The sequence below is a fragment of the Dyadobacter beijingensis DSM 21582 genome (assembly GCF_000382205.1).
Lineage (GTDB): Bacteria > Bacteroidota > Bacteroidia > Cytophagales > Spirosomataceae > Dyadobacter > Dyadobacter beijingensis.
Map to the genome: position 1 here is coordinate 391,672 of NZ_KB907788.1, position 15,510 is coordinate 407,181.

Below are 15,510 nucleotides of genomic sequence, written 5' to 3' on the forward strand. Positions count from 1 at the left end.
TTTATCCAGCTGATATTTTACCGAATAGTAATTCAAAACTTCCGCTTGGTAAGCAATGAGTATCTTTAATAGAACCGGGAACCTCCCGGTGGTACTCACACTCAGCTCAAACCAATATGAAAGCACCCCATTATCTTTCAGCAGGTTTAAAAATGCTCATTGCGGCACTGTTCACGCTGGCACTTTCCTGTACCGATCACGACGTTCCCGCAAACCTGCCCGAATCGGCCTGCACGGCCATTGATGGCTCGCCGAGGCTGTATCCCTGCGAATTTTTAATCGAAAGCATCACCTTCCTCGCCAAAGACGGTACCGACCTGGCAACGGTGACCGGCTCGATGCAAATGGCCAGCTTGTCGCGTTTTCAGGCGAAGGTGAATACCAACACGGGTAATGTCGTGGGTAGTATGGGCGCGGCGACCTACGATGTGCGCATCAGGGTGAAACGCATCGCCAGCCCTTCGTTTCCCGTCAATGTGGGTTACCTGGTCGGGTACACGCACAACGGCGCGGGCAAAGCCATCCTGCATACCCCTAGCTTTCCCGGCGACACCTATGGAGAAAGGACAAAATTCGGCCCGCCCGTGACGCTCGACATGGCCATCGGCGAGACCCGCGACATTTTTGTAGAAAAAGTGTTTCCCTATTCCATTGCCGATTTCGGATCCGGCATCATCAAGCCGTCGGCGCTGTTTGCCGTGCTCAGCATTTTCATCGACAACGACGTAACGACGCTGAACTTTAACCGCACCATACCGCCTTACAGTTACGTCGGCAGCGTGGTGGAAGCCTATTACGAGAAGCTGAACGTGCAGATTTCCAATTGATCTAATCGCAAATAACCGGTAGCGAAACATTCTCCGCAAACGGCAGCAGCTGGCTGATCTGTGAATAGGTCACCCGGTTCGCGGACAGGTCCAGGCCTTCCAGCCGATCGAACTTCACCCAGGCCACACCCGAGGTTTCATTCGTTTGTTCAAGGATTTCGCCGCCGGTTATCTTGCATAAAATGAAGAACTTATAAACATACCAGGGTTCTTCCGGGTGATCGTGCTTGCGCTTGTCGAACACGGCCAGCAGCCGCACAGCTTCCGTGTGAAGGCCGGTTTCCTCCAAAGTTTCCTTCACCGCCACCTCGAACGGCGTGTAACCCACGTCCGCCCAGCCGCCGGGCAATGTCCAGCGGTCATTGTCTATTTTTTCCTGCACCATTAATATTTCGTCGGTACCCCGGAAAATGACGGCGCGGATATCCACTTTGGGTGTCACATAGCCGATTTCGTGCGGGAACAGGCTGATAATCTGTTCCGCAGGCGCGTTGCTCATGTGGGCCATCAGTTCGAGGCTGATCTGACGGATTTCTTCGTAACGTTCGCGGTCGTACTCGCCGGGTTGGAATGCGAGGCCGGTTTGGGACAGGGCCAGGACGCGCTTGACGGCAGCCAGCCAGGGATTTGAGGACATGCGGGTAACAGGATATATAGTAAGCGGGAGCCGCGAAATGGTTGCCATTTCACCGGTCTCCCGCTGTAAGATAGCTGTCAGCCTTTAAACATCCGCCAGGACGGCCGACTTTTTCAATGCCCGCTATTTGGCAACGGCGAGCCTGAAAAGCACCTTCTCACCATTGGTGCGCACTATCTCTACTGTGTACGACCCGGGTTTGAGCCCGGAGACTTCCATAGCGCCGTTCCGAACGGGCTGCGTGCCGAGGTTCGTGCCCCACAGATCGAGGATGCTGGCCGTGCGCACGTCGCCAGCCGGAATGCCTTTCAAATGCACGGTGGAAACGGCCGGGTTCGGATACAATGTAGGCGCTTCCGCACCGAAATCGAGGGTGACGATGCGGCTGTAAGCGAAGCTGCCTTCTTCACCATTTTCGGCGCGGTCGATCATTTTGAGGCGGTACATGTTCGTGCCGGCCATCGGGAGGGCGTCGGTGTAGGAATAGTCGGTTTTGACGGATTGCCCGCCCTGCGCCTGCACATAGCCCAACTGCTCCCATAGCCGGCCGTCGCGGCTCCGTTCTACATTGAAATGCGAGCTGTTGAATTCCGAGCTGGTTTGCCATTGCAGGTAGGCCTGGTTTTCGCGTTTTCTGGCCTGAAAGGACACGAGCGTAACGGGTAGCGCCGATTCGGGCTGGCCGGTGACGAAGAAGCCGCTGAAACCTGTCACCGGAAAGGTTACAAGGTACATCGTCTGGTCTTCGCTTGGGGTCACCGTTACGTTCGTGATCAGTTGCGTAGGCCCCGAGTAAGTGCCTGGGAAGCCGTACGGGCTGGTACCGTGGTATTGTACCACTTTCAGGTTGGCGGGTAAGGTGGCATTGTTGGCGTTGCCGTATGCCTGGTTGTAAGTGTCGAAGTCCTGTTTGGAGAAATATAATGTCACTTTCGCCGGGCCGTCGGTGCCGGACGGAGAGATGTCGTAATGCCGTTTGACGAACACCTTGGTACCTTCCGATACCGTGTTGCCGGTAGCGAGGAACGTTTTTACCGTCACATTGCCCAGCGCGCCCGGCGTACCCGTAGGCTCGATGAGCCCGAAGGTTTTGCAATTGCTGGTAATGGCTGTCGCGCCTGCGTACACGGGTAGTGTTGCCTGCTCGCCGCTGGCGGGTAATGTGCCTGCGCCGGGAACGGATTGCATTTCATAAGCCCCCATATCGGTCTGGACATTGTAAATGCGGGCCTGGCTGGCCAGGTCGGTGGTGAGCACCGGCACGTCGGGCAGGGCATCGTTGCTGCCGCGGTTAATGGCCGGAGAGCATGGCAGGAGCGTCCAGTTGTCTGTGCCGGCGAACTGCGGGTTGGTGGTGCCGTCGAGGTTATGGTCGGCGTCGCTGGCATTCATGCCTTCCACCAGGCTGTATGTGATCGAATTGGCGTTTTCCTGGCTATTGATGCCGCTGCCGTTCCCGTAAACAATGGTGTTACGGAGGATTAATGTGCCATACGTGCTGACGATCGCCCCCTGGAAAGCCTGGGAATTGCCTGTCACGGTACAGTTGAGCAGTGTCAGCGTCGAGCCGTCATTGTAAATAGCCCCGCCAAACTGGCCTGCCGAGTTACCGGCAAGCAGGCAGTTGATCAGCACGACGTTGGAGCCGTCCCTGTTCGCGATGGCGCCGCCGCTTCCGCCGCCGAAACTTGCGCTATTGCTCCGGAATAGTGTATTCACGATCATTGGTGAAGCACTTTCATTATAAATAGCGGCCCCATTTTCCCCATAATTATTCAAAAAGGCACAGTTGGCGATGGTAGGCGATGCGCTGACGTTCCGGATGGCCCCGCCATTGATCCCGAAGACGCCCGTAATGGTAAATCCGTCGAATACGTCGTCGCGCGTCAGGTCATTGTAAGAGTTGTCGATAAATGGTCCCACGTTGGACATCAGCACGGTTGCCGTTGCCGGGTCTCCGTGTGCGATGGGCAACGGGCGCTGGTCGAGCGCCGTTTCCGTTCCCAGGAAGCTGCCGTAGATTTTCACGCCGTGGATGAAGCTCAGCTGATTGCTGTTTTCGTATTCCCCGCGGGCTACCCATATCTGATCCCCTTCGGACGCGAGATTGAGCGCGGCGCCGAGGCTGCCCAATGCATTCGCCCAGGTATCGCCGGAAGGGTCGGGCAGGGTGCTCGCTGCATTCACGTACCAGATCACGCTCGGTGTCACTTCATACGGCCCGAGGTCGATGGCCTGGCTGGTGAGGCGCCGGTTACCATCTAGTCCGATGGGCGTGTCGTCCGGGTTTTTGGGAAAAACCGAGATGTCCGTAGCGGGATTGCCCGCATTCGTGGCCGGGCTGCCTTTGCGTTGTACGAAATTGGACTCCGCCGGGTTTGTGAATTGCGGATCGCTGTCCAGGATGCTGGTGCCGGTGAAGCCACCCTGGATGATCGAATAGGAGGCTGCCGGTGTGCCCGCGCCGCCCACGCTGCTGACACCGCCCGGAGAGGCTGCGTCGGCATTGTTCCAGATAATGGTGTTTTCGATCACCGGCGACGAGCCTGCGAGGGCATAGATGGCGCCACCATTGCCTGCCGCAGCATTACCCCCCACTTCATTGGCAGAAAAAGTACAATTGCGGATGACGGGCGACGAGTTGTCGAGAAAAATCGCGCCGCCACGTCCAGAACCGGTGCCCTTTGCCGAATTTCCGGCGAAAAGGCATTGGACGATCAGCGGGCTGGAATTGAGGAGGTAAATCGCGCCGCCCTTGCCTGCGCTGGCCGAAGGGTCGGTCGCATTCTCGCCGAATGTGCAGTTGGCGATCACGAGCGAAGAGCTGGTCGCATGCAAAGCCCCGCCCCGCCGTTCACCGCTGACGGACTGGCCTGTGCCGCCCGTCACGAGGAAGCCATCCAGCCGGGTAGTAGGCCCCGCGCCGGAGACGGTGATCACGGCACCTCCCAGACCGGCCAGCACCGACGGGTTGGTGATCGACCTTTCGCGCAGCTCTTCTTCATAGCCTTCAAATCCGCCGTAATAGGCAACGCCGTCGGTGAGTGTAAAAGGCGTATTGGCAGCTTCGGGCTTGTACTCGCCGTTCACGACCCATACTTGCTTGATGTTAGGGTTCAATGCTGCGGCCCGGGTGGCGAAGTACATGCGTTTGAGCGGACTGTTCCAGCTGCTGCCGTCACCTGCGATGTTCACGCCGCCATCTACATACAAAATGCCGTTACCGTCGGGCTTCGCTTCGGCCGCCGGATCGTAGCTCGTGACCGACCCGTTGAGGGTGAAGTTATCGATCGCCGAATAGTTGTTGTTGGGCGTCGTGCTATTGGTCACCGCAATCCTGATCTGCATGGTATTCCGCAGTTTGGAAACGGTTTTGGTGCGGGTGATGGGTGTCATGCTCGTATTGGACGAGAATGACGCCCCGTAATTGACGCCGTCGACAAGGACCTGGAACGTTGCATTGTCAGACGAGAACCGGGAGAAAACGATGCTGGTCAGTTCCACCTGGTAGCCTTCCTTGATCGTGATCGTGAGCACATACACGTGGTTATGCGCCAGAAGTGCCATCGCATTGTTGCCGTCGTAGCTGAAAGAATAGGGCTGGTCGCCGATGCCCGTCCATGCACTGGTCAGGTTGGCATTGATGGACGTCGGGTTATTGAAGTTGCTGTTAGGGAAAGTGTGGTTGTAAATCACCGCCGAACGGGCGATTGTAGCCAACAGCAGTGCGCAACACAGTGTGAAACAGGGTAGTAGTAGTTTTGTCTTCATAGCTTTGGCCGGAATGGTGAGAATTCGGTTAAGGCCTGCAATATGAGCGGTACGGGGCGGGGAGGATTGTCAATTTTTAAGCAGAAACTATTCAAATTTCGTCACCGAAGACCGTTTTATCGTAAATTAGGCTTGAAACGTGCCCATTTGAAGAAATTCTACATGATCCGCCCGGTAACCCTGTATCTGCTGCATTGGATGGCAGCCTGGTTGTGCGTGTTATCACCCGTCTTTGCGCAGGTGCCCGGCGAGCCGGTACCCGAAACGATCGCCGCCAAACAGGGATTACCGCAGGGCTTTGTACCGGCCATTTTGCAGGACAGGGAGGGGTTTATCTGGCTCGCCACCCGCGACGGCCTGTGCCGGTTCGACGGCCGCCATTTCAGGGTATTCCAACCGTCGGATTCGCAGGAAGTATCGTTGTCGTCGCTGGGCCTTGACAACCTGATGCCTGCGGAAAACGGGCAAATCTGGATCACGACCGACCAGGGACAGATCGACCTTTTCGATCCGCAGAAAGAGACGTTCTTCAACTTTTCAAAGCAGGCATTCTATCAGCAGCATTTCGGCCAACGCTTCCTCCGCAATATGCTGCCCGACCGCCGGAACAGGCTCTGGCTGATGTCGGACGGCAGCGGCCTCGCTTCCATTGATTTGAAAACCCAGAAAATAACGCAGTACGATGCCGCCGCGGAAGATTCGGCCGGCATCGGGCATGCGCATGTGCGGTTTGTGAGCGAAGACAGGGCAGGGAACATCTGGGCCGGTACCAACCGCGGGCTATTTGTGCTAAAAAATGGCGGCCGCCATTTTCTGAAATACCACTCGAATGCACCCGCGTTCGCGTCCGTCGCGCCGCAGGTAAGGGCGCTGCACGAGCTGAAAGACGGCCGCCTGCTGCTGCTCTCCGACAACGCAATGGCATTGCTGGAACCCGCCTCCGGGCAGTGCCGCAATTTCCCGCTGCCATTCGACACGAAGGCGCAGTACCGCCACCCGATCGTGACCGACAGCAAGGGAAATGTCTATTTTTTCAGGATGAACACGCTCTACCGGTTCGGGGCCAACGACAGCCTCGCCCTGTTTTCGACCCAGGAGAATGTCGAATTCAAAAGCTTGCTGATCGACCGTTCCGACGTCCTTTGGGCAGGTACCAACGGCCAGGGCATCCGCAAATACAACCTCCGGGCAGGCTATTTTCAAACATTTGCCTATGCCAAAGGCTTCATTCCCGACCTGTTGCGGCATTTCCTGGACGTGCCGCAGGCGGCCATAGACCGGTTACCTGCCGACCTGTTTTCCTACAACTTCCGCTATGCCTTCGAAAGTCCGCGGAAAATTTGGTTCAGCGCGGGCAGGACGCCCCTGTATGAGCTCGATCTCGTTACCCGGAGCATTACACCGCTGCCGTTTCCGGTGGAGATCGAGGATATCAAACGCTCGGAGCTGGCTGTTAACCTCGCCAAAGACCCCGACGGCCGCATGTGGGCGATGTATGATAGTCTGCTGTTTTCCTACCGAAATGGCACGTGGACGCGCTTTCCGCACCCGGTGCGGCCGACGATCGAGTCGGGCATTCACCAGATCGTCGTGGATCGGCAGTTCGTATGGGTGGCGACGACATTACGAGGGCTTTACCGCATGGATAAGGTTTCCGGAAAAATCACGCGGTTCGGTGCAGATGGGCGTCCGGGCGCACTGGCGGGCGATAAACTCTACTGCCTTTTCGCCGATCCGATGGACGATAACCTGCTCTGGGTAGGGACTTTCGGCAGCGGCCTCTGCCGGTTCGACAGGCGAACGGGGCTGAGCAAGCAGCTTTCGAAACAAAACGGCCTGCCCAACAATGTGATCTACGCCGCCATTCCCGACCGCGTGGGAAATGTGTGGGTGGCCACCAACCAGGGGCTGTCGCAGGTAAACCGCCAGACCCTTCGCACGCGTACCTACACCCGCGAGGACGGCCTGATGGCCGACGAGTTCAACCGGTTTCATGTGCTCGCGCTGCCCGATGGACGGATGTTCCTGGGTGGAATGGAGGGCATTACCGCTTTCGATTCGCGGCAGTCGAACGCGGACACCTACCGGCCGCCGGTGCATATTACCGGCATTGCGATCAACAACGAGCCGCTGACACCCCGGACGGCGGCAGGCGAAGCACCGATTGCCGCCATTCAAAACCTCGATCTGGCATATTGGCAAAACTTCCTGACGATCGATTTCGCGGCGATGCAATACAACCGCAGCGACCAGATCCTGTACCGATACCAGCTCGAAGGGGTGGATGCGCAATGGATCGAAACGGAAACGCCGGCGACGAAATACACCGACCTGCGGCCGGGAAGCTATATTTTACGGCTCAATGCGTCCAATACGATGGGGGTATGGAGCCCGGACGTGCGGACGCTGCATATCCGCATCCACCCGCCCTGGTGGCGAACCTGGTGGGCGTGCACCCTCTACGCACTGGCCTTTGCGGGAGGGGTTTTCGGGCTGGTGAATGTGTATGTCAGAACGCGGGAGGCGCGGCAGCTGCGGGAGCTGGACCGGATGAAAACACAGTTTTTTTCCAACATTACCCACGAATTCAGGACACCGCTGACGCTGATCCTCGGCCCCGCCGGGCAAATGCTGGAAGAACCCCGGCCCGAAAAGGACGATAGGCGGCTGTCGCTCATCCAGCGCAATGCGCGCCAGCTGCTGGGACTGATCAACCAGCTGCTCGACCTTTCGAAGCTCGAAGCCGGGACGGCCCGCGTGGATGCCGCCTGGGGTGATACGGGCGGTTTTGTGTTCGACCTGGTCCAGCCTTTCCAGCTGGCGGCGGAGGCACGGAATATCCGGCTGGTTTTTGATAATAATTTGAAAAACAATTACTTCTGGTTTGATCACGAGAAGCTGGAAAGGATCTTGAACAACCTGCTGTCGAATGCGGTCAAGTTTGCTAACGAGGGTGGGAGAATAGCCGTGCAGCTGAACGCGAATGAGCCGGGCGGCATCGAAATCGTCGTGGCGAACACCGGTACCCGCATTCCCGCTGCACAGCTGCCGCATATTTTCGACCGCTTTTACCAGGCGGGGCAATCGACCGGTTACCAGGAAGGAACGGGTATCGGGCTGGCGATTGTGAAAGAGCTGGTGGCATTGCAGGATGGAAAGGTTTCTGTTCAAACCGATGTGAATGAGTTTGATACGGTATTTACCGTGGTGCTACCTTACCGCGAAGGCGAGCCGGCTGCGGCGCAGGAGCCGGATGTTTCGTTATTGAACGGCCATCAAAACGGGCATATTCCCGACGGGAATAGCCATGTTTTACCAAAAATATTATTGGTGGAGGACAATGCGGGCCTTTCCGGGTTCATTGCCGAGAGCCTTGCAGCAAATTACCGGTTTTACACGGCGCAAAACGGCCGGGAGGGCATTGAAATGGCCTCCGATACCATGCCCGACCTCATCATCAGCGATGTGATGATGCCGGTCATGGATGGTTATGCCTTTTGTCGATACATTAAATCCAGCCTCGAAACGAGCCACATTCCCGTGGTGCTGCTCACGGCCAAATCGGCGCTGGAAAGCCGGGTGGAAGGCCTCGAACTGGGGGCTGACGACTACATTACCAAGCCGTTTCACCTGCCCGAGTTGCGCCTGCGCATCCGTAACCTGCTCGACAGGCAGGCGCGCACGTACGAGCGGCTCCGTGCGCAGTTCACGACGCCCGGGGCACTATCCTCCGACGTTGCCGACGCCACTGATCCTTTTTTGATTAAACTCTACCATATCCTCGATACCCGACTCGAAAACCCGGAATTCGGTGTGACGGAGCTGATCCGGGAGATCGGAATGAGCAACAGCAGCCTGAACCGGAAGCTGAAAGCGATCACGGACCTGTCGGCTGTGGAGCTGATCCGCAACTACCGGCTGAAAAAAGCAGCCGCGTTGCTCTCCAAGGGAATGGCTGTCTCGGAAGCGGCCTATGCCGTGGGGTTCGATAACCTGTCCTATTTCGCAAAATGCTTTCGCGACCTGTACCGCATGACGCCCCGCGAGTTTGCGGCGAGCGGTATTTCCTGATCACGATGCCGATTATCCTCCGGCCGGCGCGGGTTGCCCGGCAGCATTTGGCGCAAATGCCACCGCTGATTGTCACTAAACCCCTCGCATTTTCACCGGGATTCATTTTAGGTTTGTATATCCAATTAAGCACTTCAATGAATACGCGGGTTAAAGATTATCACAATACGATCGACAACTGGCTGCTGGCGCTGGAACCGTACGACATCGCGCGGCTGCTGGCCCAGCCGGGGCCTGGCGCATGGTCGCTCGGGCAGGTGTACATGCATATGCTCGACGAGGCGGATTTCCATTTCAACCAGATCAAAATCTGCCTCGCGTCGAACGACTATGCGATGGAAGATGCTACTTCGGCAGCGAAAACCATGCTGCGTAATAACGCTTTTCCGGACGAGATCATCGAAGGTCCCGCGACGAATGCGTACGTTCGCCAGCCCGATTGCAAGCAGTTTTTGATAGACCGTCTCTGCCGCTTGAAAACGCTTGTGATCGAAACGGACCGGCTGATCGCCACGAGCCTGTTTCACGGAAAAGCAAAGCATCCGGGCCTGCATTACCTGGGTGCGGAAGAATGGTTTCAATTTTCCGAAATGCATTTCAGGCATCATTTGCGGCAAAAAGCTAGGATCGAGGCGTTTCTGGAACGTACATTTGGCCGGTACGAGCCTCAAACCTGATGGGAAACAAACTGAAACTACTGGTGCTGCTGGCCTGGCTGGCCTGCGGAACGGCTTCCGCGCAGATCAGGCCGGATACCGCATTACTCGGCCGCAACCCGAAAGCGGGCCGTTTTGCCGCGTTGAGGGGTGTGAAATTGTATTACGAGGTGTATGGGGCCGGAGAGCCTGTGCTGTTTATCCACGGCAACGGCGGCTCCATGCGCGATTTCAAACACCAGCTCCGGGCATTTGCACAATCATATAAGGTGATCCTGCTCGACAGCCGGGCACAGGGCCGTTCGGCGGACGCCGGCGATTCGCTTTCCTACGAAATGATGGCCGACGACACCCACGCATTGCTCGAACACCTGAAAATAGACTCGTGCAACGTAGTGGGATGGAGCGACGGGGGCATTAATGCATTGCTGCTTGCCTTGCGCCACCCGGAAAAGGTCCGCAAGCTGGCCGCTACCGGTGCCAACCTCTGGCCGGATTCCACGGCGCTCGACCCGTGGATGTACAAAGCGATCCTCGGGTGGGATGCCGACCTCGCCACGAAAGCCAGCGACCCGGCCCGGCGCAACGAGAAGAAACTTGTGCACCTGATGGCCGTCCAGCCGCACATTACGCTGGAACAGCTCCGCGGCGTGCAATGCCCGTCCCTCATCATCGGCGGCGACCACGACGTAATCCTTCCCGAACACACCGTCCTGATCGCCCGCGCCATTCCAAAATCCTACCTCTGGATTCTGCCCAACTCAGGTCATTCCACACTGGTACATTACAGCATGGATTTCAACAGGGTTACCATGGAATTTTTCAAAAGGCCGTTCCGGGCTTTCAGCGGGGCCGGAAAGTTGGAGTAAGGTCACAACCCCGAAATCGTGTAAGTCACCGTAGTCGTGTACGTCTTGACGGGCAATGTCACGGACAATCCTTCGATTTTGTATTGAATGGGGATGTTGTCGCGGTGGGCGGTGAGGTTGAGCAGGCCGGTGAAGAATGTCTGGGGCGTGCTTGTGAGCTGGATGTAGGTCGTGCCGCCGGAGAGGATGGCGATGCCCGTGCCGTTGCCGGTGCGCTGGACGGATAGTTTCAGCGCCGAATCCCAGTTGGAAGTACTGCTCAAATGTGCCGTTACGGTCCAGCCGAGGAGGGCGTTTACTTTCACCAGGGTTTGCGACGCGCTGCTGGTTTCGATGTGCTCGTAGTTTTTGCCGGCCTTGGTAATGGTTGAAGCCAATGACGGGATCGACCACGACGTGCCGCTGTTGATCACGAACGTTTGTGCGGATGCGGTGAATGCGGCCAGGCATGCCAGGCAGGAAATGATCCAGTGCTTCATCAGTTGTCGACCATAGTGTAGCGGACCGTCACATTCGAGGTGCCGCTGCGAATGTTGGCATAATTCTGTATTTCAAGGGAATAGGTGAGTTTGAACCCGCTGCTCCCGTAGGTAATGCCGGTGTAGGCACCTTTGATATTGTCGATAAAACTCACCGGCACATTGGTGAGGTATTTGTTGGCCGTCACGTAGCTGTTGCCGCCGGTAAACCCCTGTCCCGTACCCACATAAGCGGCTACATCGAGCCGCAGCCGGATGCCGGCAGGTAGTGTGCCCACGATATCGCCCTTGATGCTCCGCGACGCGCCCGTGGCGACGGCGGAGGTGAATATCAGCCAGTTGCTCTGGTTGGAAGTGCCCGTACCCACGGTATTGCCTGCTTCGGTAGGCGCGGTCATTTGCAGGGTCACGCCGTTGGCGGCCGACGGCAGGATGTCCACCAGCGCTACCGACGGCATCGTGAGGCTCACGTCCACGTTCCCGACCGTCTGCGCTTGCGAAGCCAGCCCCAGTAACATCCCGCATATGAATACCAAACCCCTCATTTTTTTACAGATACTTCAAAACTTCTTTCCGAAAAATGAATACGCTTCTCATTTGGCCTGACTTTAAAGGTGAGATCGAGCGTTTTATCGGTTTCCAGGGTAAGCTGGCGGCTCGCATCTTCTACTACAAACCGGTCCTGGCTGCCGGGGATGAATACTGAAATTTCCCAGTTGCCGGGCCTTACTTCGCGGAAGGAGAACTCGCCCTTGTCGTTCAGTTCGGTGATGTAGCTGCCGCCCTCGCCATTCAGTTTTACGAGGACCACCGGCCTCTCGCTCAATGCCGACGCGATCCCGTTTTGTTTTCCCTTTAAAAATTCGATCCGGCCCGTCACGCCGCCGGTCCGGGTGAGCGGTATTTCGATCGTCTGCGCACTGTCGGGGCGGACGTCCAGGAGCATCGGCATTTTCGTGAGCGGCACCACGCCTTCGGCACCCGATTCGTTCTGCGTAATGCTGAGGTAGTAGCGGTCGGGCGCAACGCCTTCGAATGAGAACATGCCGGTGCTGTCGGTCATGAACTTGTGGCTGCCGAGCTGGATCAGGTTGCCCTGCTTGCGGTAACCGAAGCCCGTCAGCCTGCCGCGGACGGTGCCGATATTTTTCTTCCGGCCCAGCGGCACATTGAGGCGCAATGCATATTTGACCTGGAAAAAAAGCGTATTCTGTTCGGTATTTGAAATATTCGGAATGTAGGAACGGCCTCCGGAGAAGGAGAAAACGTGTCTTTTCAAATCCAGTACCACCGACGCGTCGAGGAAGCTGCGTCGCACGTAAAGCTCGTCGGGCGCGTAGTTGTTGCGGTACATCAGGCTCGCGTACAGGTTCCGTTTGACATTCAATCGGGCGTTGCCGCCATAGAAAAAAAGGTTTTCCACGATGCCTGCGTTCGAAAACTTGCTCGTATGCTGGTGCTCGAAATACCCGCCGAGCCAGAACCACGGAAACAGCCGCACCGCCGGCTGGGCGAGGTTCGAGAACGACTCGTTACGGCCGTCGTTATCGGGCGCGAGGTGATTTTTGGAATACCCATAGCGGCCCTGGTAAAAGAGCGTAAACTTTTTGGCCGTGAGGTTATAGGAAATGTTGCTGAAATTCTCCGAGTAATGGAACGATGCCGGTTCCTGCCTGTCCTTGCGCTCGCCCGTAGAGTAGAAAAGAAAAAAACGGTTGCGCTGGTCGGGCTGGTAGGAGGCGTAGGCCATGTAGGAGCGGTCTTTGGGCGACACGCTGTACAAGTTAGCGTCCAGGCTCGGGTTTACATCGGAGAAATTGTTACTCGCGCCAATCGTGAGCTTGCGGGTGATGTTGAAGCCGATATTGTTGTTGAACAGGCGGCTATTGTTGTAAAAACCATAAAAATGCTTGCCCGCGTAAATGACATTGCTCGTGACGCTGATCCATTTTTTGGTCAGTTGCAGCCGCAGGAATGCGCCCATGTCGGTTTTGCCGGCGGCCTGCCCGGCGCTAATCTCGGTTTCCAAGTTGAATTCCTTCGTGTGTACCTGCGACGCGAGGCCCGCCATATGCGACCAGAAACGCCGGTTGTGAAAAACCACATCCTTGGACGCATAATGCACGCCGATATTAGCGGCTTCACTGAATTTGAACATCAATTTCCCACCGTACGAATCCTTCTGGTTCATGAAAAACCGCGCTTTCTGGTAAAATACCGTGTAGGCCAGTTTGCTGAATTGCTGCTCCACACGCAGCCCGCGCCCGAAGCGGCCGAATTCCATGAGGTTGTTAAGCTGCAAAACATAGTCGCCCGCGGAAATGAACAGGCGTTTCTTGTAGGCATAATCCAATGAATACTGGTCGTAAGTGCCCACGGCCGGGAATACAAACTGGTTGGGCCCGCGAAGGGTGAAGTCGATGTAATGGCGGTCTTTCTGGTCGACGAAACCCTTGCCGGTGGCCTGGTACTGGTAGGCCGTCACCTGCCTGCCGCCGTAACGGTACGACAGATACGCACCGCCTACTTCCACAGGAAAGCGGAAGTAGCGGTCGATCTTTCTGATTTTGGAGGAAAAAACGGGTATGCTGGTTACGGAATACACGGGCTCTTCGCCGCCGGTCATCAGTACCGATAGGTTCGACGCGGCCTGCCATGCATTGTTGTCCGTAAATGGGATCACCTGCGCGACGGTCACGTTCATGCCGGCGCCGGGTTCGAGGGTAAGGGTGTCGGGTGTGTTTTCCACTGTTCCGTGGTCGGATTTCAGGCGGAACGTCTCGGGATGGTTGCCCGAATTGCGGATCAGGTAGGTGAGGCGAAGGGTGTCGCCTTCGCGGGTAAATTCGGGCTGGGTAGTTACAAACAGCTCCATTTTGCGGACCTGCCGGATCGATACCGGTACCTGGGCGGTAAGCTGCTGGCCGGCCGTATTCACGCGGAAAGTAACCAGGTAGTCGCCCGACATGCACGCGGCCGGGGTGGCGATGACATAGAAATAGCGGATACTTTTGTCGGAATGGGTTCTGGCAGGTTTTCGCTGGGAAAGCAGCCGCCATTTTTCAGGCAGCTGTATGTCTTCCCGCAGCGAATCTGGTAGGAATGAGGAGGACTTGATGTCAAAAAACAACGTGATATGGCCGCCGGGAACGATGGTGTCCGGCGTGCCGACGCCCGGCGTACCGACGCCCGGCGTGCCGACGCCAGGCGTGCCGACGCCCGGCGCATTGGCTACGCTGACGGTTATCGGCGATTGCCCATAGCCGTTCAGGCCGATCATCAGCAGCAATATGAATGAAAGCCGGTACAATGGTACGGGAGGATTATTCAACCTGTAAGGAAATATTCGAGCCGAACAGGTCTTTCTTCGTGTCGGCGATGATCACGCAGTCGTATTTGCCTTTCGGTACCTCGGTAACGGGAATCTCGAACGTGCTGCAATTGCCCGGATAGAGCATCCGGGTATTGGGTTGCGTCGTTTTGAGCTTGTTACCGGCGCTGTCGTAAATTTCAAGGATCACGTTCGTACGCGCGCCGTAGAAGCCGTTGTTTTTCAAAATCACTTTCAAAACGGACTGCTCGGCAGAAACCTTCTCGTAGGCAACCTTCTCATAAGACAGCGGCGGCCCTTCCACCGGCCCGATGTCCACGATCACCTGAATGGCATAGCGTACCTTGGAATTGACCTGGATGCCCTGGTGCGCTTCTTCTCGCACAGGATCAGCCACTTCGACCATAATCACCTCCCAGTAGGTGCCCGGCAGGCGCTTCGGATCTGCGTCGATCGTGTAGCGCACGTCGTATTCCTCGTTGGTGGCGATCACCCGCTCGTCGATATTCGTCTTCAATGCCGCTCCCAGCGACCTCGCATGGCTGCCCGCTTCCGGGTAGGCGGCCTGCTGGTCGCACGGTGAAACGAGGTCCTGACGGTATACCAGTATACGGGAGTCTTTTCCGCCCTCATTTTTGACTTTGATTGCCCCCTGGACCTTCATGTCGGCGGCGGAAATGCTGTGGTTGTGTGTCAATCCGTTCAAGATCACCACGGATGCCCGGAGGTAAGCGGGCAAAAGCAGTGTCAGGCTGAGTAGGGCAGAAAATTTCATCGTGTGTCAAGTGTAAGCAAGCTGCCGGCCGGGTTTTTCGGCCGCCGGCCGGAGCTTTGCGTGCTTGGTTTTGTTGTTGTCTCTGAAAATCAGA

The 15,510-nt window shown here is 56.7% G+C and carries 10 protein-coding genes; 4 read left to right on the forward strand and 6 right to left on the reverse strand.

Annotation, left to right across the window (positions count from 1 at the left end; genetic code table 11):
- The first annotated feature begins 116 nt into the window (after positions 1-116).
- On the forward strand, positions 117-827 hold the full coding sequence (locus H144_RS0115225; protein WP_157504738.1) for a hypothetical protein: 711 nt from the start codon (positions 117-119) through the stop codon (positions 825-827).
- Position 828: 1 nt separating this feature from the next.
- Here H144_RS0115225 and H144_RS0115230 read toward each other — a convergent pair whose 3' ends face one another.
- Positions 829-1,464 carry an NUDIX hydrolase gene (locus H144_RS0115230; RefSeq protein WP_019942945.1) on the reverse strand — a complete coding sequence of 212 codons (636 nt, stop codon included), beginning with the start codon at positions 1,462-1,464 and terminating at the stop codon, positions 829-831.
- A 123-nt stretch (positions 1,465-1,587) separates the two neighbouring features.
- Positions 1,588-5,235 carry a right-handed parallel beta-helix repeat-containing protein gene (locus H144_RS0115235; RefSeq protein ID WP_157504740.1) on the reverse strand — a complete coding sequence of 1,216 codons (3,648 nt, stop codon included), beginning with the start codon at positions 5,233-5,235 and terminating at the stop codon, positions 1,588-1,590.
- Positions 5,236-5,382: 147 nt separating this feature from the next.
- Between H144_RS0115235 and H144_RS0115240 the strand changes: the two genes are divergently transcribed.
- The 3 genes from H144_RS0115240 to H144_RS0115250 all read left to right on the forward strand — a co-directional run bounded on the left by H144_RS0115240 (position 5,383) and on the right by H144_RS0115250 (position 10,831).
- Complete coding sequence (locus tag H144_RS0115240) at positions 5,383-9,306, forward strand: hybrid sensor histidine kinase/response regulator transcription factor (RefSeq protein ID WP_169409400.1); 3,924 nt, start codon at positions 5,383-5,385, stop codon at positions 9,304-9,306.
- 137 nt (positions 9,307-9,443) lie between these two features.
- Positions 9,444-9,983 carry a DinB family protein gene (locus tag H144_RS31970; RefSeq protein WP_033402864.1) on the forward strand — a complete coding sequence of 180 codons (540 nt, stop codon included), beginning with the start codon at positions 9,444-9,446 and terminating at the stop codon, positions 9,981-9,983.
- Positions 9,983-10,831 (forward strand): alpha/beta fold hydrolase, encoded by an 849-nt coding sequence (locus tag H144_RS0115250; protein ID WP_019942949.1) that lies wholly within the window; start codon positions 9,983-9,985, stop codon positions 10,829-10,831. The genes H144_RS31970 and H144_RS0115250 overlap by 1 nt, the downstream gene beginning before the upstream one ends.
- A gap of 2 nt (positions 10,832-10,833) precedes the next feature.
- Here the strand turns inward: H144_RS0115250 and H144_RS0115255 are convergent, their stop codons facing one another.
- Genes H144_RS0115255 through H144_RS0115270 form a run of 4 tightly spaced genes read right to left on the reverse strand, consistent with a single transcriptional unit; the run spans position 10,834 to position 15,416 of the window.
- Positions 10,834-11,310, reverse strand: a complete 477-nt coding sequence (locus H144_RS0115255; RefSeq protein WP_019942950.1) for a hypothetical protein — start codon at positions 11,308-11,310, stop codon at positions 10,834-10,836.
- A complete protein-coding gene (locus tag H144_RS0115260; protein ID WP_019942951.1) occupies positions 11,310-11,855 on the reverse strand; it encodes a hypothetical protein in 546 nt (181 codons plus the stop codon). The genes H144_RS0115255 and H144_RS0115260 overlap by 1 nt, the downstream gene beginning before the upstream one ends.
- Entirely contained in the window at positions 11,852-14,641 is a 2,790-nt protein-coding gene (locus H144_RS0115265) for a hypothetical protein (RefSeq protein ID WP_229207914.1), read from the reverse strand. The genes H144_RS0115260 and H144_RS0115265 overlap by 4 nt, the downstream gene beginning before the upstream one ends.
- A complete protein-coding gene (locus H144_RS0115270; protein ID WP_063826404.1) occupies positions 14,634-15,416 on the reverse strand; it encodes a hypothetical protein in 783 nt (260 codons plus the stop codon). The genes H144_RS0115265 and H144_RS0115270 overlap by 8 nt, the downstream gene beginning before the upstream one ends.
- Positions 15,417-15,510 lie beyond the last annotated feature (94 nt).

What these genes read in the sequence shown, in the direction of transcription:
- H144_RS0115270 (WP_063826404.1), bottom strand. Translation starts at nt 15,416, where the DNA reads ATGAAATTTTCTGCCCTACTCAGCCTGACACTGCTTTTGCCCGCTTAC.
- H144_RS0115255 (WP_019942950.1), bottom strand. Translation starts at nt 11,310, where the DNA reads ATGAAGCACTGGATCATTTCCTGCCTGGCATGCCTGGCCGCATTCACC.
- H144_RS0115260 (WP_019942951.1), bottom strand. Translation starts at nt 11,855, where the DNA reads ATGAGGGGTTTGGTATTCATATGCGGGATGTTACTGGGGCTGGCTTCG.
- H144_RS0115250 (WP_019942949.1), top strand. Translation starts at nt 9,983, where the DNA reads ATGGGAAACAAACTGAAACTACTGGTGCTGCTGGCCTGGCTGGCCTGC.
- H144_RS0115235 (WP_157504740.1), bottom strand. Translation starts at nt 5,235, where the DNA reads ATGAAGACAAAACTACTACTACCCTGTTTCACACTGTGTTGCGCACTG.
- H144_RS31970 (WP_033402864.1), top strand. Translation starts at nt 9,444, where the DNA reads ATGAATACGCGGGTTAAAGATTATCACAATACGATCGACAACTGGCTG.
- H144_RS0115230 (WP_019942945.1), bottom strand. Translation starts at nt 1,464, where the DNA reads ATGTCCTCAAATCCCTGGCTGGCTGCCGTCAAGCGCGTCCTGGCCCTG.
- H144_RS0115225 (WP_157504738.1), top strand. Translation starts at nt 117, where the DNA reads ATGAAAGCACCCCATTATCTTTCAGCAGGTTTAAAAATGCTCATTGCG.